This is a genomic window from Paenibacillus sp. FSL R7-0302, from assembly GCF_038006885.1.
In the GTDB taxonomy this organism is placed as follows: Bacteria; Bacillota; Bacilli; order Paenibacillales; family Paenibacillaceae; genus Paenibacillus_AQ.
The window spans coordinates 4,621,755-4,640,971 of the sequence record NZ_JBBOWB010000001.1; the positions used below are offsets into that span (position 1 = coordinate 4,621,755).

Below are 19,217 nucleotides of genomic sequence, written 5' to 3' on the forward strand. Positions count from 1 at the left end.
AAGTGTTGCATTTTTTGCAGGATTCCTACCGGATTGCAGCATGAGAACGCCTAATGTTGCACATTTTGCAGGAATGTTACCGGTGGAGCGGGTCATTGCCTAAGATATGTTGCATTATAGGCAGGATTTCCCGCAATTTGCTGCCTCAGAGGTACAAATGTTGTATTTAGTGCAGGATTGGTGCAATACTTCACTTCAGCCAACTTTAGAGCAGCAGCCCTCCCTTGCAGTCCCCCTAATAGGAGGCCGCCCCCTGTCCCTGTACAGCAGAAAAAGCCGTTCTAAGCATTCCTGCTTACAACAGCTCTTCCTGTGATGCATCCGCCATTCAACTGTCCTGTTCGATCAGTTGAATCCATTCATTATATTCACTCTGCAGCTTGGCATATTCCGCCTGCAAGCTGCGATGCTCCTGGGACAGCTTCTCCATCTCCCCCTGCTGCAGCTCGAACTGGGCCTGAACGAGCCGCAGCTGGCCTTGGACCATCTCATAGCTCTCGCCGATTTCATCCAGCTGCTGCGCCGCCTCAGTGCGCGAGCGGCTGACTGCTTCCGCCTGAGCCTCGGCTTCCCCGGCCTCCTGCTGCCAGATCTCAATCTCCTCTCGCAGCTGTGCCTCCTGCTCGTTCCACTGCTGCTCGCGCTGCTGAAGCTCCTCAACTTTCTGCTTCCAGGTAGCTTCGTACTCCCGGGTCTCACGGAGTGCTTCCTGCTGCTCCGCCGCCGCAGCGGCAGCTTCACGGCCTGCCTCGTATAGCTCTTCCATTCGCCGCACAGCTTCCTCGCCTTCAGCTTCCAGCAGCTCGCAGCGTTCCTTCAGCTGCTCCCCGTCCTGCAGAATCTCGTCGTACTGCGCGATCAGCTCCTCGTAACGGCCGCGCAGCGCTGCCAGTTCCTTGCGGGCTGCTTCTGCCGCCTCCTGCTGAACGGTAAGCTCCTGCTCCGCTTCGGCACGAAGCCGCGCTTCCTGATCAAGCTGCTGAACCATGCCGTCTGCCTGTCCGCGCAGGGTCTCCACTTCGCGCTGCAGTGCTGCCGACTTCTCCCCTTCTTCCAGAAGCTTCATCTCCAGCTCGCCGATATCCTCCATATGCTTGTTCGCACGTTCCTGCCAGGAAGCAGCCTCCTCGGCCGTCCGGTCGAATTCGACCTGCGTCCGGCTGAGCTGGTCCGCGGTCTCCCGCAGAGATGTGCGCAGTGCTGCCGCTTCTTCCTGCGTCAGCTCATAACGCTGGCGGAGCCCTTCCAGCTCATCGTTCAGCTGATTGCCAAGCTCCGTAGCGGTGTGCAGCTCCTCAAGCGCCGTGCTCAGCTTGTCTGCGGTCTCACGCAGCGATGTGCGTAGAGCTGCCGCCTCTTCCTGCGTCAGCTCATAACGCTGGCGGAGCCCTTCCAGTTCATCGTTCAGCAGATTGCCAAGCTCCGTAGCAGTGTGCAGCTCCTCAAGCGCCGTGCTCAGCTTGTCCGCCGTCTCCTGCAGCGCGCCGCGCAGCTCTGCCGCTTCGCTCTCTACAGCCCCATAGCGCTGGCGAGCTTCCTCCAGCTCGGCGCTATGCTGCTGCGCCCCCTCTGCCGCGAGCCGCAGCTCCTCCCCGAGCTGCTCCTCCCGCTTCAGCACAGCTTCGTACTGCGCCAGCAGCGTCAGCCGCGCATCGCGTTCGCCCTTCAGCCCGGCCTCCGCCGCCCGCAGCCGGGACTGGAGCTGCCCGGTTCCGCCGCGCAGCTCGCCAAGCTGCTTCTCCAGCTCCTGAAGCTGCTGCTTGTGCCGGTGCTCCTGCGTCCCCTGGGACTGCCGCAGCTCCTTGTTCTTGGCCAGCTCCTTCTCGAGCGCTTCCCGTTCCCCGGTAAGCTCACTCGTGAGCGCGGCCTTGGTATCAGCCAGCTCCTTGCTGAGCGTGGAGCGGATCTCCACGATCTCGCTGCCCATCGACTCCCGCGTCTCATGCAGCTCCTGCTCCAGGGCAGACAACGTCTCTGTCTTCTCGCGGATCAGCGTCTCGCGCAGCTGCTCCAATTCCTGCTGATGGGCAGACTTCAACTCTTCCAGCTGCTGCAGCCGCATGGCTTCTGCGGCTTCCAGCTCCTGCCGCGCCGCCTCACGGCTTGCAGCCTGCTCTGCTTCATGACCTTGGCGCAGCGCCTTAAGCTCTTCCTCGCGTGCCTTCAGCTCCTGCACTAGCTGCTCGCGGGCGGCGGCCGCAGCCTGCTTCTCTTCCTCCAGCAGCTGGGCTTGCAGCTGCCGCTCCTGCTCTTGCTGCTCCAGATGCCTTGAGCGTTCTTCTTCGGCAGCGGCAATCAGCCGCGCCGCCTCTTCCTTCGCTGCCGCTTCCAGCTTCTCATATTCTTCCTGCTGTTCACGCTGCGCTTCCTGAAGGCGTGACACCTCTACTCGCAGCTCGGTACGTTCACCGGTCAGCATATTCAGCTCATTCTTGAAATCCTGAACCTGGATTGCCTGCTCTGCCATATGTACAGCTGTAAGCACCGCAATCCGCGGCGTATCCAGTCTGGAATGTGATTTCGATATTGCACGCATATGCTCATCGACATGACGGGCGACCTGCTTCATATATTCTGTGCTGCTTCCGACAAGCTTGTAGGAAGTTCCGTATATCTCCACGGCGACACGGGTCCGGTCCATAGCCACAGTTGTGCCCTCCTTTGTATGTGTGCGGATTCTAAGTTGGTTTCTTTGCTCTTACTCCTATTGTAGCGTGATTTCCTGACCTTTGGCAAAAGCACGCGTCCACTGCATTTATTTGCATGTTCCTCCGCACTTCACAAGGGTACAGAAAAGCCGCAGCGAATCTCTGTTTCTAAATGGATTCGCTGCGGCTTTGCACAATTCCTGCTATTTTCTTAATTCTGCACCAAAAGTTTGTTCAAGCGCTGAGACCACTTTGTCATGCACTTCCACAACTTCTTCGTCTGTCAGCGTATGCTCGGTATGGCGGTACAGGAGCGACAGGGCAACACTCTTCTTGCCCGCCTCCATTTTGCCTCCTGTGTAGATATCGAATACCTGCACATTCTGCAGCAATGTGCCGCCATGCTCACGGATCGCCGCGATCAGGTCGCCTGCCGGAACCGCGTCATCCACTACCACCGCAATGTCCCGCTCCATGCCCGGGAAGCGGTGAAGCTCGCTGTACTGCAGCTGGGCGCGTGCCGCATCATAGAGAGGCTGCAGCAGAACTTCAGATACGTACGTATCCTCCAGATCCATCCGGCGCTGCAGCTCAGGATGAAGCTGCCCCATCGAACCGATCTTCACACGGCCCTCTGCCTGAAGCAGATAGATGGAAGCGGAGCGTCCCGGATGATAGCCTTCAGGCGCATCCCCTTCGTAGACTACGCGATCCGTAAGGCCCAGATGCGCAAATACAGTCTCCAGCCCACCCTTAAGGTCGAAGAAATCCACCGGCTCAGCAGTCACGTTCCACTGCTTGGCTGCACGCGTACCGCTCAGCAGCAGTCCCAGTACCGGCAGCTCACTCGGCTGGCGGGTAAGGACTTCTTCCTCCGTGAAGAAGACGTTGCCGATTTCGAATAACGCCAGATCGCCTTGGCGGCGGTTCGTATTGTAGAGGGCAATTTCCAGCAGCTGCGGCAGCAGGCTGGTACGCAGCACGCTGCGCTCCTCGCTCATCGGCATCGCCAGCTTCACAGACTGCCTGCCTTCCGCCAGGATCGGGAAGAGCTTGGTCTGCTCCGGCTGGATGAAGGAATAGCCCATAACCTCCTGATACCCGCCGAGCGAGAGCAGGCGTCGCAGTTCACGGCGCAGGGACTGCTGTCTGGTAAGCGCGCCCGGCGTCGTAGTGCCTTCGATCAGGGTGGTCGGAATGTTGTCGTAGCCGTACAAGCGGGCGATCTCTTCTATCAGATCCACATCCTGGGTAATGTCTCCGCGCCGTGTCGGAACCTCGACCTCGACGATTCCCTGGGCCGCATCACCACACTTGAAGTGCAGACGTCCGAACAAGGTTTTCACTTCCAGCAGCGACAGCTCCGTGCCAAGATAGCGGTTCAGCTTCTCCAGCGATAAGTGCAGCACCTTCTCCTGACCAGCGATACTGCCGGCCTGAACAATTCCTTCATGCACCATTCCTCCGGCATACTGGGCAATCAGGGCAGCCGCACGGTTAAGTGCAGGGATGACTGCATTCGGGTCGACTTCCTTCTCGAACCGCTGGGATGCTTCCGAGCGCAGACCCAGCTGACGCGAGGTCTTGCGTACTGTTCCGCCATCGAATCTGGCTGATTCCAGTACGATATTAACGGTGTCTGCGGTAACCTCTGTAGACAGTCCGCCCATCACTCCGGCCAGGCCAATGGCACCTGAGCCATCTGCAATCACCAGCATCTGCGGCTCCAGCTTGCGCTCTTGTCCGTCAAGGGTAACCAGTCCTTCCCCTTCATGGGCAAACCGTACACCGATGGTTCCGCCCTGGACCTGCCCGCCGTCAAATGCATGCAGCGGCTGTCCGTATTCCAGCATCACATAGTTGGTGATGTCTACGATATTGTTAATCGGACGTACCCCGGCCGCCATCAGGCGGTTCTGAATCCACAGCGGGGACGGCGCGGTCTTCACTCCGGCAATATAACGCACGGCGTAATGGCTGCAGAATGCCTCGTCCTCAATGGTAACCGTGATGGAGTCCGCAGCCTTCCCGCCCGTTTCCACGAGCTCTGCCGCCGGATCAGCCAGCTTCAGCTCACGGCCCAGCACTGCACTTACTTCATAAGCGGCACCGATCATGCTCAGGCAGTCGGAACGGTTCGGCGTCAGGTCGAAATCAAGGATTTCGTCATTCAGACCCAGCAGCTTGAGAATATCCTGGCCCACCTCGGTCTGCTCCGGCAGCACGAGAATGCCCTCCTGCAGCTCTTTGGGCAGCAGCTTGTCGTTCAGGCCCAGCTCTTTGGCCGAGCAGATCATCCCCTGCGACAGCACGCCGCGCAGCTTGGCTTTTTTGATCTCCAGGCCCGGCAGCTTGGCGCCTACCAGCGCGACCGGAACCTTCTGGCCCGCTGCGACATTCTTAGCTCCGCAGACAATCTGCAGATCCTCACCCTGCCCTGCATCGACGATACAGATGTTCAGCTTATCGGCGTCCGGGTGCTTCTCCTTGGATTTCACGTAGCCGGTCACAATCCCGGAAATCCCTTTGTTGCGGCGTTCTACTCCGTCAATCTCAATGCCGGCGGTGGTGATTTTATCCGCCAGCTCATCTGCGGTCACCCCTTCCAGCGATATATAATCGGCCAGCCAGGCGGTTGATACTTTCATAATCGCACACTTCCTTTTTGTTTCAGATGTATTGATCTCCATGCCGGCCTGCGCCGGGGCGCGGAAGCGGATATAAACAAGCCCACGTCAACTTCGCGCAACAAAATTCTGCATTGCAGTGTTCCTACAGAGAATATTTGGACTTCCGGCCGCTGTTAGGATTGAATTTCCTGATTACACTGCTGGCCGCAGTAGAAATCCAATCCTAAAGGCGGACGCTACCGCTCCTCCAGTTCCAAAATTCCCCTCCGGTCCTTCAATCGCAGTCATTTAATTAGCACTGCCGTCATCCCTCCGGCTTAACAATATCCGTCCCGCCCCCGCACACACCCGCCAAATCCCTAAATACCCTTGAATTGCTTCACAAAGCCCATATCATTCGTGTAGAAGTAACGGATGTCATCAATACCATATTTCAGCATCGCGATCCGCTCAGCGCCCATGCCGAACGCGAAGCCGCTGTATTCTTCTGGATCATATCCGCCCATCCGCAGCACATTCGGGTGCACCATACCGGCACCGAGAATCTCCAGCCAGCCGCTCTGCTTGCAGAGACGGCAGCCTTCGCCGCCGCATTTGAAGCAGCTTACATCCACCTCAACGCTAGGCTCGGTGAACGGGAAGAAGCTTGGGCGCAGGCGGATGCCCGCCGCGGGCCCGAACATCTCCTTGGTGAACTGCTGCAGGGTACCCTTCAGGTCACTCATGCGGATATTGCGGCCGATCACCAGGCCTTCAATCTGGTGGAACTGGAAGGAGTGGGTCGCATCGTCGTCGTCACGGCGGAACACCTTGCCCGGACAGATGACCTTGACCGGACTCTCCCCGTTCATGGCCTGCATGGTACGCACCTGTACCGGCGAGGTCTGGGTACGCATCAGAATATCTTCCGTGATATAGAAGGAATCCTGCATGTCGCGGGCCGGATGGTTCTTCGGCAGGTTCAGCGCCTCGAAGTTATAATAATCCGTCTCCACTTCCGGTCCTTCTGCAACCTGGAAGCCCATGCCGATGAAAATATCCTCGATCTCCTGGATCACCCGGCTCAGCGGATGAATGCCGCCCTGCGGCAGGCCGCGGCCCGGCAGGGTTACATCGACCTTCTCCGCATTCAGACGGCTCTCTGTCTCCTGCTGCTGGAACAGCTCCTGCTTGGCGCCGATCACCTCTTCAATGGCGCTGCGCACCAGATTGGCCACCTGGCCGATCACCGGACGCTCCTCCGCGCTTAGTCCGCCCATACCGCGCAGAACCTCTGTCAGCTCGCCTTTTTTGCCAAGGTATTTGACACGAAGGTCATTCAGAATCTGCGGATCGTTTACCGCCTGCAGCTTCGTCAGCGCCTCAGCCTTCAGTGCTTCCAATTTGTCTTTCATGGCTTGTACTGCCCCCTCAAATCTCATATTGTTCAACAAAAAAAGGCCTTTCCTCCCGGTAAAGGGACGAAAAGACCGTGGTACCACCCTTGTTAGACGGCCGTACGCTTCCCTTAAGAGCAATATTCCCTCTTTCGGTGCGGCAAAGACCTGTCTCACTTTATACAGAAATAACGGTCTGCGGCCGGTCCCCCCTACTAGCGCTCTTCAAGCACATTCAGGGAACTGCTCCGGAGTGAACTTCGGCAGCTCTGCTCTCTTAGAAACGCTCTCAATCTGCGGCGCTTCCTCCCTGTAAGCCAGGCACTGCGTACTCTTCTCCATCATTGCATGTATGCGGATTATAACCTCTGCACTTCGATCCTCCACTTGGGAAGATATACCCATCTATTATATGCAAAAACAGCCCGTTTGACAAGCCTCGCACATTCCGCTTATTTTTTATCTTCTTTTAAGCTCCCTTTAAGCTTCAGCGCGGTTTGACGGCTTTTTTTTCAGCGGACATTCAGTCAATGTTGATATTTTCCCTTAAGAGATCATACAAGGAGGAAATTACATGCTTACACGAAAAAAAGCATTTGTTCTGCTGCTGCTCAGCACATTTGCCGCAAGTCAAACCGCAGGCAGCACGGGAACCACGGCCTATGCCGCTTCATCCGGTTCAACGGCTGCCACAGCAGCAAGCGCGGTCACGGAAGTCTCCACACTTAACGGTCTAAGTGCGCTCAAGCTCGGCACCGCGCTTCAGGTGAAGCTGAGCCATGTAGGGATTCAGAGCCAAACCGGCGGTAATATTCTCACCTACACGCTTACCTATACCAACACTGCCGGCAGCAGCGTCAATCTGGCGGACTATTTCTCCAAAGTTGTAACTGCGGGCGGCAGCATCATTAAGGGAATTCCGGTCAGCGCAGACAGTGCGGTCAAGAAAATCCCTGCTAAACAAAGCACCAGTCTTACATACTATGCGAATATTGGAACTGCCGCCTCAGTCAAAGGACTCAAAATCAACATCTACGGCTGGAATTTCAGCGCCGCTAATTATGAACAGCGTATAGGCACGTTCACGATTCCTTCCAATTACTCACTGTCTTCCCTGATAGGGGAGACCCGAAAGGTCGAACTCGGCGGTATTACAGCCGGCACCAAAGCCGAATCCGTGCAAATCTACAAATATAACAGCAAAGTCTATGCCAAGGTCGGGCTTAGCCTAACCAATCTGGGTAACAAAGTGCTTACAGATCCGGGCTATACCTTGTACCTGAAATCCTTGGGCGGCTCTGTCTTCACGCTTACGCTGGATGACAGCAGCCCCGAATTCAAGCTCCAGCCTCAGGAGAAGAGGACGCTCTATTATATGACCGAGATCCCTTCTTACATGAATGTCAGCAAGCTGACGCTACAGATCGCCAAGCTGGATGAAGGACTCAAGCTGTACCTGCCTGTCTCTTCCTACGCACTTCCGGCTGCGGTAACCGCAGATTTCACCGTAGCGGCGGGCTACACCAAGAAGGTCTCCATCGGCAGCAATACGGTGGACATGCAGCTGCTGAAGGCAAATGTGCATGCGGATAACGGGAACGGTGTCTGGAGCTATCAGCTCCGGGTGAAGAATACCGGCAGCACAGCGGTCACTTTGCCTGCTTATGAGCTTAACGTCAAGTCGGCGGAAGGCTATAGCTTCCCGGTGACGGCCACTGCCTTGAGCAGCCTGACCCTGAAGCCGCTGGAAGAGAAGCTGATTGAGCTGAGCGCGAATGTTCCGCTGGAGCTGGCTCAGAATTCTCTGGAGCTGCAAATGATTGCTCCTGCGGCCAGCGCGGATAAAGTAACGCTGCCTGTGGCCTATTTCCGCATCCCTTACACGCCGGAGAGCCAGATTCATCTCGCTGCCGAGACCAGCGTAACCAATACCTATGGTACCTTCGCTGTCTCTCTGGACTCCCTGCTGCGTCTGCCTTGGGGCAGCGAGGATCTGGTACAGGCTGTACTAACGATACGCAATGCAACGTCCAAGACCATTACTTTGCCTGCTTTTACAGGAATACTCCTGGTGGATCAGAAGGATCTCAGCTCCTCTTCGCAGACTTATACGGACAACAGCTCTTCAGTCCTTGCCCCTGGTGCCAGCACTCAAATAACGGTTCAAGGCCATATTCCATACACTCTGGATTTCAGGCTAGTCAAGCTCATCCTCCAGGAGACCAAGGGTACAGAAGTGTCGCAATTCCTCTCTCTCAGTACAAGCGACAGTACCGTTAAGAGTGTAGCTCCGCTGGCTGCAGGGGAAGCCTTCAAGATCACAGCCACCGGCAAAAAAGCCACCGTGAAGGAACGTTCCACCCTCCTGTATACAGGAACCGGCTCGAACCTGGTGTACAGCGAAGTGGAAATGAACAGCGACGAAGTCCGGCAGGCAGATCTGGCCCGTCTGTACGGGCAGTTCAGGACTGCTGACGGGCAATATTTTGAAGCAACCGCCAACCAGTCCGAGCTGTCGACCAGCCCTGAAGGCAAAACACTGGTTACCTTCTGGGCGAAAGTCCCGGCCACACTGGACACCGCAGGTCTTCAGCTGTATATCAGCCAGGCGATTGCGGATGGCAAGCTGACTGCCGCAGGAACGGCTGCGACGGGATACGTGAATACGGCAGCGCTGACACTGACACCGGCAGAGGTTACCCCTTTGACCAATCTGGCTTCTGTCCCCCTCTTCCCTTATACACTGGCAGTTACCAGCTCTACAGGGGAACTCACCAAGGGTGCAAGCAGCATTGCAGTGACGTTCAATTACAATCTCAATCAGGATACTACCTATCAGACAGGCGCTTACCAGCATAAGCTCATCCTTCAGGTTATAGATCCTTATGGACAGTCTCATGAGAAAGCACTGATGCTCGGCACCGACTTGACCCTGGGAACAAACAATTCTTATTCTACGACCCTTACCAGCGTCCTGTTCAAAAATCTGAGCTCCGGCACCTATGCCCTTAAATTCTACGATGAATTCCAGGGAGTGCGGACAGAGCTCGCCAGCCAGGCCTATTCCCTTGAGGTTACCGCCAAAGCAACCACCTCTTCCCCCGAAGGAGCTGCACAATGAATAAGAAGAAGATCATCATTATCGCTTCAGCGATAGTCCTCGTTGCTATTGCAGGGATTGCGGGCTATAGGCTCTGGCCGGATCAGAACCGGCAGATCAATGCCGCTCCGCTGAATACGGCAGTTGCCAGTAAGGGGGATATCCTGGTGGGTGTCTCGGGTTCAGGTGCAGTATCGGCGATCAACAGCGAGAGCATCCGTACCAAAGAAGCCGGGAAGGTCGATACGGTCATGGTTAAGAAAGGCGATGTTGTTGAAAAAGGTGCTGTGCTGATCACGTTTGTTGCGGGCGATCTGGACGATAAGCTGAAGGAAGCGACAAAGTCACTGGAGAATCTCAAGACAGAGCTTAAGAATAAACAGGAGAGCTACAAGACGCTGGCTATGAATAACGCGACAGAGGAGGAGCTGGAATCGGCAAAAAAAGCTATTGATAAAGCCAATAGCGATATCGTGGACGGGCAGGAATCCATCGCTGCCATCCATGAAGATATGGCTCCGCCTGATCCGCTGACCGCTCCTATCGACGGAACGATCACTGCCGTAAATATTACGGACGGCGAACAGGCCCAGAATGGCACAGAGCTGTTCACTATGACCGACTACGTGAATCTAAGCGTAACCGTACAGGTAGATGAGCTGGATATCCCCCAAATCAAGCTGAATCAAGCCTCGGCCATTACACTGGATGCCCTTGAGGACAAGTCTTTTACCGGTAAGGTCATAGATATCGCCAAAGAAGGGACCTCCTCTAATGGTGTCTCCCTGTTCAACGTCACTGTAGGATTAAATGACTCAGAGGGTGTGCTTATCGGCATGTCTGCGGAGGTGGCGATTACGATCGAAGAGAAGAAGGATATTCTGACCGTTCCCATCGAAGCTGTAACGAAGATAAACGGGAAATCCTTCGTCAATGTGCCGGGGACCGGGGATGAAGAATCCGGCAGGGCGGACAGAGGTGCTGCTGAAACCAAGCCCTCTGCTGGCGCGGAGTTCCCCGGCAGAGCAGCCGGAAGCAGAGGTCCAGCCGGTCTCGCCTCAGGCATGAAACGGATAGCTGTAGAGGCTGGTATCCACAATGAGAGCAGCATCGAAATCGTCAGCGGCTTAAGTGAAGGGGATGAAGTGATCCTCCCGACCGTGATCTCCTCAGGCAATGCTACCTCCCCGCAGCTTCCGCAGCAAGGCGGCATGGGCGGGATGGGCGGCTTCGGTGGCGGAGGTGGTACCGGTGGAGGTGCTGGCGGCGGGATGGGCGGCTTCGGCGGCGGTGGCTTCAGTGGAGGCGGTGGCGGACGATGACCTCACCAGAGCCGCTGATCCGGGTGGAGAAGATGCAGCACAGCTACACGATGGCCGGAGAATCGATGACGGTTCTGAGAAGCCTGAGCTTCAACATTCATCACGGTGAATTCGTTGCGATCATCGGCCCGTCAGGTTCAGGCAAGTCCACCCTGATGAACATGCTGGGCTGCCTGGATGTGGCGAATGAAGGCGATTATTTCCTGGACGGCCAGGAGATCCGCAGGCTGTCTGACAACAGGCTGGCCCAGATCCGCAACGAAAAGATTGGCTTTATATTTCAAAACTTTAATCTATTGCCGAAATTATCAGCGGTAGAGAATGTAGAGCTGCCCTTGATCTATCGTGGAATGTCCCATAGGGAGCGCAGAGAGATTGCCCGCAGTGCCCTGGTCCGGGTAGGCCTGGAGAGCAGAATGAATCATCGTCCCTCCGAGCTGTCCGGAGGCCAGCAGCAGCGTGTGGCTATTGCCCGCGCCCTTGCCGGAACCCCCCCTATTCTTCTTGCCGATGAGCCAACCGGAGCGCTGGACTCCAAGACAGGCAAGGAAGTTCTGGAGATGATTAAGGAGCTTAACGCACAGGGGCATACCATTATTCTGATCACGCATGACCTGGAGATAGCCGAGCAGGCCAAACGGGTGATCCGGATTCAGGACGGGGATCTTGTAGAGGATCGGAAGGTGGCGCATTCATGATGCTGTACCAGAGTATGAAAATGGCCTTCAAAAGTATCCTCAGCAGTAAAATAAGAGCCTTTCTTACCATGCTGGGCATCATTATCGGGGTATCCTCCGTTATTGCACTTGTCGCTGTGGGCCAGGGCACCACCTCACAGATTACAGAGTCCCTAAGCTCCCTGGGAACCAACCAGCTGACCGTCAACATTATGGGCCGCGGAGCCACCACTTCGCTAACCTACGAGGAGGCCCTGGCCCTGGGTGAGATTGAAGGGGTGGACAATGTATCCCCGGTAATCTCCGGGAACGTTACCGCCAAGCACGGTACCGAGAACGTTTCCGTATCCGTAGAAGGCATTACACCTGCCTACGAAGAGGTTCAGGATTTCCACGTGCAATCCGGAAGATTCCTGCTTGAGATGGATACAGAATACCGGCAGAAGGTTGCGTTAATCGGATCAGATACAGCGGAGGATCTATTCGGTACAGATAATCCTGTAGGCCAAAAGGTACAGATCAACGGAAGCAGCTTCAAGATCGTCGGGCTGCTGGAGAGTAAAGGCTCCACCAGCGTCGGCTCAAGCGACGAAAAGCTGCTGATCCCCATCTCCACAGCCGAACGGTTCCTGCAGAGCAAGGGAGTCCGCTCCATTACCCTCACCACCACTTCAAATGACAATGTGGATGATGTCAAAACCAAGCTGGAGGCCAGCCTTACTGCCAAATTCAGTGCAGCCGAGAATGCCTACTCTGTTTTTGATTCCCGGGAGATGCTGGAAACGGTAAATGAGACCAGCGCCACTCTGTCCTTGGCCCTTGGTGGTATCGCGGGTATCTCGTTATTTGTAGGCGGGATAGGGATTATGAACATTATGATTGTCTCGGTCAATGAGCGAACCAGAGAGATAGGCATCCGCAAGGCCATCGGGGCCAAAAAAAAGAATATTATGCTGCAGTTCATGATCGAGTCCGTGGTCTTAAGCGGCACCGGGGGCCTGATCGGAGTCGCACTGGGACTTGGCGCTAGCTGGGCTGTCGGTCATTATACCGCCTTGAATGTGGCGCCCTCCTGGAATATGGTCCTGATCTCCTTTTCCTTCTCCTTGATCATCGGTGTCGTATTCGGAATGATTCCTGCAAGCAAGGCTGCAAGAATGCGCCCTATTCATGCGCTACGCAACGAGTAGCGTCCTCCTAGACGCTGCAGTTTGTAATCTGCTGTTCCATCCGCCAGTCTCAGATTCCCGGGCTGGCGGATTTTTCTGTTTTATTTTTAATGCACAATTGATACCAAAGGGGTATCGTTTGCAGCAAAAGTGGGTAATAGGACTCAAAGGTCAGAATACCTTTTACATAGTAGTAGGGTATACATAATAGTTCTTTGTATCGGCTGTAACGGATATGTCTCCACTGTTTCCACTCCGGCTCCAGGGTGTGCTTCACGGCCTGTGCATCCGCAGCGGAAGCTGACGGGGCTTATTATTTTTTCAGCAATTGCTCTGCTTAAGGGATGTCCTATATACTGGTGAAAAGAAACCGCGATCTAACCGGAAGTTATTCTTTCTATTGCCTCTTTCTTCCCCTGCTCTCTAGGACTCGCTAATGTATACTCTCTTACATGCCTGCATGAAGCCATATTCCGCATAAGGATAAGTTTCGCATGCACCAAAGCTACACCCATGAGATTTGCAAAAGTTCTGCGCGGGGAGAGGATGACAGTGGCAGTTTTTTCGGAAAACACAAGTACACGCAGACTGATTATATTATTCACGTCCATCACCGTTCTTCTGGTTGGGATCAGTGTGGCCTCCCTGCTGATTCTGAATCATACGATGAACAAATTATCCGACTCCCTATACAGTGACGTCTACCAGAATTCCGAGCTCATTCTGAATGCCGACCGCGATCTCTATCAGGCAGCCCTTGCGCTTCAGACCACAGTCGGCGGGGCGCTGACCAGCGCGCAGCGCAGTACGCTGTCGCAGGAATTCGAGGACAATAATGCCCAGGCGCTGCAGCGGGTCAATACCGCCCGCTACAATCTGGATGCTGTGAAGAGCCCGTTCAATGGAATGAAGCAGAGCGAGCTGCTGCTGGACGAGCTGAGGAACGAGCTGGATCACTTCGGAACCACGCTTACCGCGTGGAGGGATAACGGCCGGGAGCTGATCTCGCAGCGGGTTCAGAAGAGCTGGAATCCCGCCTCTTATTCTGCCCTTACCATACATACCGAGCTGAATGAAGTACGGGAAAGCTTGAATCAGGCAGAGGACAAGATTGACACCTATGCAAGCCAAGTGATGACAGAGTTCAATAATCTCAAAAGCTCCCTGTTCGCCGTCTACTCTGTATTTCTGTTCATGCTGGTTATGGTCATCATCTATCTCAGCCGCAGACTGATCTCCCTGCAGAACGAAATGCAGGACGAGCAATCGCTCTACCAGCTGATCGGTGAGACGATGTCCGACTTCATTGTGCTGACAGATCCGAACGGTCTGATCCTGTATGCCTCGCCTTCCCATGCAGCTGCACTGGGCTATGTGCCAAGCAAAGGGGCGCCGCTCTCCAACTATATCCGTGAAGCCGAAATCTCCTGGGCCAAGCTCAAGAGCGTGGTGCAGTCTTCACCGAGAATATCCGAGCTGCGCATGCGTTCGGCCGAAGGGCACTGGGTGTGGCTGGAGACCAAGGTTACCCCTATTGCGGGCAGCCGCAATTTCCCGGCACAGTTCATGCTGGTCTCGCGTGAGATTACCCAGCGCAAGCAATATGAGGAGCGCCTGCACAAGCTGGCCTTCTATGATCATCTGACCGCGATTCCCAACCGTGCCCATTTCAAAATGTACATGGAGAACCTGATCAACCAGCCTGAGGAGCGCCGGCAGGAGATCGCCGTGGCGCTGCTGGACTGCGACCGGTTCAAGCAGCTCAATGATACACTCGGCCATCTGGCCGGAGATGAGTTCCTGCAGCTGCTCTCCCGGGAGCTGCAGCAGACCGTGAAGGGCTCCGGCCAAGCCTTCCGGATCGGCGGAGATGAATTCGCGGTGGTGCTGCACCGGTTCACCAGCCCGCAAATGCTGGACGAGCTGCTGAACCGTCTGCTCCAGCTGTTCAACAAATCCTGGTCCGTCAATCAGGGCTCCAGCTTCCACACCTCCGCCAGCATTGGCGTGGCTCTGTACCCGCAGCACGGCAGCAGCATCAACGAGCTGCTTCGTGCCGCCGATCTTGCGATGTACCGCTCCAAGAACCATGGCGGCAATGAGGCTAATCTGTACAGCGAGCATGTGGATAAGAAGTACAGCGATCAGCGGAACTAGCACCGGCAGAAGCTGACTTCCTACATATAACTCCTAGCCAAAAAGAGCTGATTAGCTCCCCTCCCCCAAGGAGATGGAACTAATCAGCTCTTCTAATGTTCTAGCTGGTCCGCTGCAGCGGATCAGCCAGTTCGGTGCTATGCTCCGGACTACGCTCCCGAACCGTCACCTTGATAACCTGCTCCCCGCTGCCCGAGCAGTCGATGAAGCGGTCAGCAGTGCCGTCCTTCTCCTCCCAGTCGTTCAGCCGGAGGATGTAGCCTATCGTGGAGGTCCCCGGCAGCACTTCAATCCGTGCTACGGCATGATCTTCCTCCATATACTGGAAGTCCCGTTGTCCATCCTGAATGCCTGTACCCCACACCCAGAGATTCCAGCCCCGGTAATCGCCGTCCGGACGGTCATAATGAACTTCTACAATCTTCGATCTCGGCTCAGGCTCCCCGTATTTATCATAGAGTACCATCATCGACAGTCCGGCCACCTCTACACTGCCGTTCTCCGTCTGCCGGAAGGCCTCAGGTCCGGCATGGGTATGATCGACTACGATGTTCCAGCAGCCGGAGGTCTCCGGGAGACACTGGGTGACCGGCTCCATATTGGCATTGTAGATCACCACGATATTATTCCATGTATCTCCGCCGGCGTGATCCTTCAGTCTATAGGCAACGACTCCGCCATCACAGCGCAGGAACTCCAGACTGCGCTCAATCTCCTGGCGCCCGTGCAGGCGGAAGGCCGGATGTGTCCGGCGCAGCTCAATCAGCCCTTTGTAATATTGAAATACTGCAAGGAATTTGCTTTTGTTCTCCCACCGGATCGCATTGATACAGTCCGGGCTGCGGTAGCTGTTATGATCTCCGTATTTGCTGCGCAGGAGCTCATCCCCGGCATGGAGGAACGGAATCCCCTGCGAGGTCAGAATGATTCCGTTAGCCAGCAACGAACGGCGTACCGTCTCATGGTCCAGCACATTCTCGGGATCTACTCCCACATACGGATTCGCCTGCTCTAGTGCGGCCTTTAGATCCCCGCCGCTCCGCAGCTTGCCGCCCTCAAGCTCCGGCAGCCCGGCTTCCCCGCGAAGTCCTTGGGTCGCCAGAATTTTGTCCCACAGGTTGAGATTATCATGTGCGGTTACATAGTTCACAGTCTCTGTAGGCGCATCGGTGAATTCATGAATCGCCCCGCTCACCCCGGACGCGATCGCACCTTCCTTGCCGTATTCCCCGGTCACGAAGCCTTTGCCCCAGCCGTCGCTGTCTCCCTTGATGGCCGCACGGAAGTTGTCGTTGAAGACGGCGTAGCCTTTGCCGCGCTGTACGCCCTTCAGCGTCTTGGCGGCAAGCGGGGAGTCGCCGCCTGTCCACGGCTCACCGTAGAGCAGCAGCCCCGGATTAATCTCCAGCCGCAGCTCCTCGGTAATCTCGCGCATGGTCACGCTGTCCATCAGCCCCATCAGATCGAAGCGGAACCCGTCAATATGGTACTCCTTAGCCCAGTAGGACAGGGAATCCTTGATATACTTGCGGACCATCGGCCGTTCTGTAGCCAGCTCATTGCCGACGCCCGAGCCGTTAGAGAGCCGGCCGCTCTGATCATGCCGGTAGTAATAGTCCGGCACCAGCGGCTGGAAGGGTCCCTTCTGGAAGCCATAGGTATGATTGTATACCACATCCATAATCACCGAGATGCCGCGGCTGTGCAGCGCCTGAACCAGCTCCTTGAATTCCCGGATACGGGTTAGCGGGTTAGCCGGGTCTGTGCTGTAGGAGCCTTCCGGCACATTATAGTGCTGGGGGTCGTAGCCCCAGTTATAGTCTGTGAAGATGGAGGATGCCGGTTCTTCCCCTGGCTTGCCCAGCTCATCCACCGTCTGATAATCGAACACCGGCAGCAGATGAACATGCGTGATGCCCAGCTCGGCCAGATGATCAATGCCCAGCAGATGACCCGCCTCATCCCGCAGGCCAGTCTCGGTGAAGGCCTTGAATTTCCCCTTATACGTCATACCGGAGCTCTGGTCCGCCGAGAAATCACGGACATGCAGCTCATAGATTACAGCATCTGCCGGATGCGGCAGCACCGGAGAGGCATCGCTCTCCCAGCCGTCCGGGTCTGTCTCGGACAAATCCACGATGGCTGTCCGTGTTCCATTGGCCGATACAGCTACTGCATAAGGATCGGCCGCTTCATTAATCGAACCGTCAGCAAATACGGCGCGGTACATATAATACTTCCCCTTCAGGTTACCGGGAACCTGGATCGTCCATACTCCGCCCTCAGCGCGCTCCATACTAAGAATTTTGCCGCTGTCCTTGTAATCTGCGGTCTGCGGGGTCAACCCGTTTCCGCCTGTTGCATATAATACGAGCGACACTGTGAAGGCTGTTGGCGCCCAGACCTTGAATACACTATATTCCGCCGTGTAGGTTAACCCGAGGTCATTGCCTTGATAGGTATCGATTTCTTGTTCTGCTTGTATATAATTGCTGCTCATTGCTATTCACCATCCCTACGCTCATCCGTAATACTCCCGGAGAACTATCATTCTATTACTATCAAGCTATGTCCACATTCTCCTTAACTAATACTTTGTACTTGCACAGCTCTGCAAGCGGATGACGCCGGATTTGCTACATAGGGTTCATTATATAATATGTAACACTATGTTCACAGGTCTGGGTTAAGGGTTGAATTATGTCACCGGATATATCCTATATCGGCAGGGATCGCCGGGGATTGAAGCTAATGAAGTTCCAGAACATCATGACCGCCTCCGCAGCACCCTGCCGTATAACGCAATCACAGGTACCAGCAGGAAGCCCGCCGACAGCAGCGAAGCTCTGATAGAGATCCGGCTGCCGATATAACCTACAACCGGACCGCCTGCGCTCTGGCCCAGGGCATCGGACTGGCTGATCATCGACAAGAGCGTAGCCCGGTTCTGGGATGGCAGCTTCGTGTTCAGCCAGGTGGTATAGATCGGGTCGCTGACCGAAGCGACCACCCCTAGGAGCAGTACCGCCCCGATCGCCCAGTAGAAATTAGGCGCAAGCGCCACCAGTATAATGCAGCCAGCACGGACGGAGGTCAGGAGGAACAAGGCGGCCGCTACTTGACGTTCCTTCTGCAAATCAATGATTTTCCCGGCCATATAGACAGCCAGCACACCCAGCAGAGTAGTCGCCGCACTGATCAGCCCGAAGCTAGCCGCCATCGAGACTCCAATCTCCGGGAACCCGATTTCATTCATAAGAAAGACTGGCCACAGACGATCATATCCCTCAGACGCAGCACCGCTGAATAAAGTTACAACCGTCAGCAGCAGGAGCAGCGGATGATGCCTCAGGATAGCCGCGCCGCTGACCCAGGTCTTGCCCAGCTCACGGATAGCAGAGGAATGCGGCGCACGCTCCCGGCGTATGAACCCCGTCTCCTTCATGTACCGGATCAGTATGAACCCCAGGACGAAATAGATGACTCCGCCCGCCAGAAAAGGGAGATTAGACGCAACCTGGGATAAACCTACGCTGACCGCGATGCCTAGCAGGGAAGCGCTTAAGCCGAATATTTTGGAGCGCATGAAGAGGCTTCCCGTATGTTCTTCTCCAAGCTCGTCCACGATCCATGCGGTATCCGCTCCGCTCAGGAAGGTCCAGCCGATCCCGTACAGTATCTGGGAGATCAGCAGCCAGCCGAAGGCAGGCAACAGGGAAGCCGGATGCATGATCCAGACAATACTCCCTTCCAGAACAAAGGCACTCCCCAGAACGAACACGGCAATAATGACGGACAGTCTGCGGCTATAGGTATCAGCGACCACTCCGGTAATTCCCTCGAACACAAGCACGGTGAGCTCCACAACGGTTCCCACCAGCACAAGCTGGAGCGGATTCAGCCCAAGCTCCGTTACATAGTAAATACTGTAGGTTGTAAATATAGTACTGGCCGCCAAAGACATCATAAATACGATAAACAAATAAATCTGTGAAGCACTGAATCTCTGCACAAAGGTTCCACCCTCCGAAAGTAATGGACTCATTATATAAAATAAGGCCCGGGCGGGCGGTTCCAGATTTGCTGAAATTCAAATAACCGCAAAAAAAAGCCCCCTGTAAAGGAGGCCGCAAAGTAG

At 55.4% G+C, this 19,217-nt stretch carries 10 protein-coding genes and 1 other annotated feature; of the genes, 5 read left to right on the forward strand and 5 right to left on the reverse strand.

Going from position 1 to position 19,217, the window contains the following annotated elements:
* Nucleotides 1–328: 328 nt before the first annotated feature.
* The 3 genes from MKY96_RS19990 to pheS form a co-directional block, all read right to left on the reverse strand.
* A complete protein-coding gene (locus MKY96_RS19990; protein ID WP_340942667.1) occupies nucleotides 329–2,647 on the reverse strand; it encodes a hypothetical protein in 2,319 nt (772 codons plus the stop codon).
* A gap of 204 nt (nucleotides 2,648–2,851) precedes the next feature.
* On the reverse strand, nucleotides 2,852–5,296 hold the full coding sequence (gene pheT / locus MKY96_RS19995) for a phenylalanine--tRNA ligase subunit beta (RefSeq protein ID WP_340942670.1): 2,445 nt from the start codon (nucleotides 5,294–5,296) through the stop codon (nucleotides 2,852–2,854).
* A 341-nt stretch (nucleotides 5,297–5,637) separates the two neighbouring features.
* Nucleotides 5,638–6,672 carry a phenylalanine--tRNA ligase subunit alpha gene (gene pheS, locus MKY96_RS20000; RefSeq protein WP_340942672.1) on the reverse strand — a complete coding sequence of 345 codons (1,035 nt, stop codon included), beginning with the start codon at nucleotides 6,670–6,672 and terminating at the stop codon, nucleotides 5,638–5,640.
* Between the two features lie 59 nt (nucleotides 6,673–6,731).
* Nucleotides 6,732–7,008 (reverse strand) — a binding site (T-box leader).
* Between the two features lie 220 nt (nucleotides 7,009–7,228).
* Here pheS and MKY96_RS20005 point away from each other — a divergent pair.
* The 5 genes from MKY96_RS20005 (at nucleotide 7,229) to MKY96_RS20025 (ending at nucleotide 15,079) form a co-directional block, all read left to right on the forward strand.
* On the forward strand, nucleotides 7,229–9,775 hold the full coding sequence (locus MKY96_RS20005; protein ID WP_340942674.1) for a hypothetical protein: 2,547 nt from the start codon (nucleotides 7,229–7,231) through the stop codon (nucleotides 9,773–9,775).
* Nucleotides 9,772–11,076, forward strand: a complete 1,305-nt coding sequence (locus MKY96_RS20010) for an efflux RND transporter periplasmic adaptor subunit (RefSeq protein WP_340942675.1) — start codon at nucleotides 9,772–9,774, stop codon at nucleotides 11,074–11,076. The genes MKY96_RS20005 and MKY96_RS20010 overlap by 4 nt, the downstream gene beginning before the upstream one ends.
* The gene (locus MKY96_RS20015) at nucleotides 11,073–11,774 is read left to right on the forward strand and encodes an ABC transporter ATP-binding protein (RefSeq protein ID WP_340942677.1); all 702 of its coding nucleotides are present in this window, start codon (nucleotides 11,073–11,075) and stop codon (nucleotides 11,772–11,774) included. Before MKY96_RS20010 ends, MKY96_RS20015 begins: the two co-directional genes overlap by 4 nt.
* Nucleotides 11,771–12,943 carry an ABC transporter permease gene (locus MKY96_RS20020; protein ID WP_340942680.1) on the forward strand — a complete coding sequence of 391 codons (1,173 nt, stop codon included), beginning with the start codon at nucleotides 11,771–11,773 and terminating at the stop codon, nucleotides 12,941–12,943. Before MKY96_RS20015 ends, MKY96_RS20020 begins: the two co-directional genes overlap by 4 nt.
* A gap of 531 nt (nucleotides 12,944–13,474) precedes the next feature.
* The gene (locus MKY96_RS20025) at nucleotides 13,475–15,079 is read left to right on the forward strand and encodes a sensor domain-containing diguanylate cyclase (protein WP_340942683.1); all 1,605 of its coding nucleotides are present in this window, start codon (nucleotides 13,475–13,477) and stop codon (nucleotides 15,077–15,079) included.
* Nucleotides 15,080–15,179: 100 nt separating this feature from the next.
* Here the strand turns inward: MKY96_RS20025 and pulA are convergent, their stop codons facing one another.
* Both pulA and MKY96_RS20035 read right to left on the reverse strand, forming a co-directional pair.
* Nucleotides 15,180–17,579 (reverse strand): type I pullulanase, encoded by a 2,400-nt coding sequence (pulA, locus tag MKY96_RS20030; protein WP_340942684.1) that lies wholly within the window; start codon nucleotides 17,577–17,579, stop codon nucleotides 15,180–15,182.
* Between the two features lie 267 nt (nucleotides 17,580–17,846).
* Entirely contained in the window at nucleotides 17,847–19,124 is a 1,278-nt protein-coding gene (locus tag MKY96_RS20035) for an MFS transporter (RefSeq protein ID WP_340942685.1), read from the reverse strand.
* Between the last annotated feature and the right edge of the window lie 93 nt (nucleotides 19,125–19,217).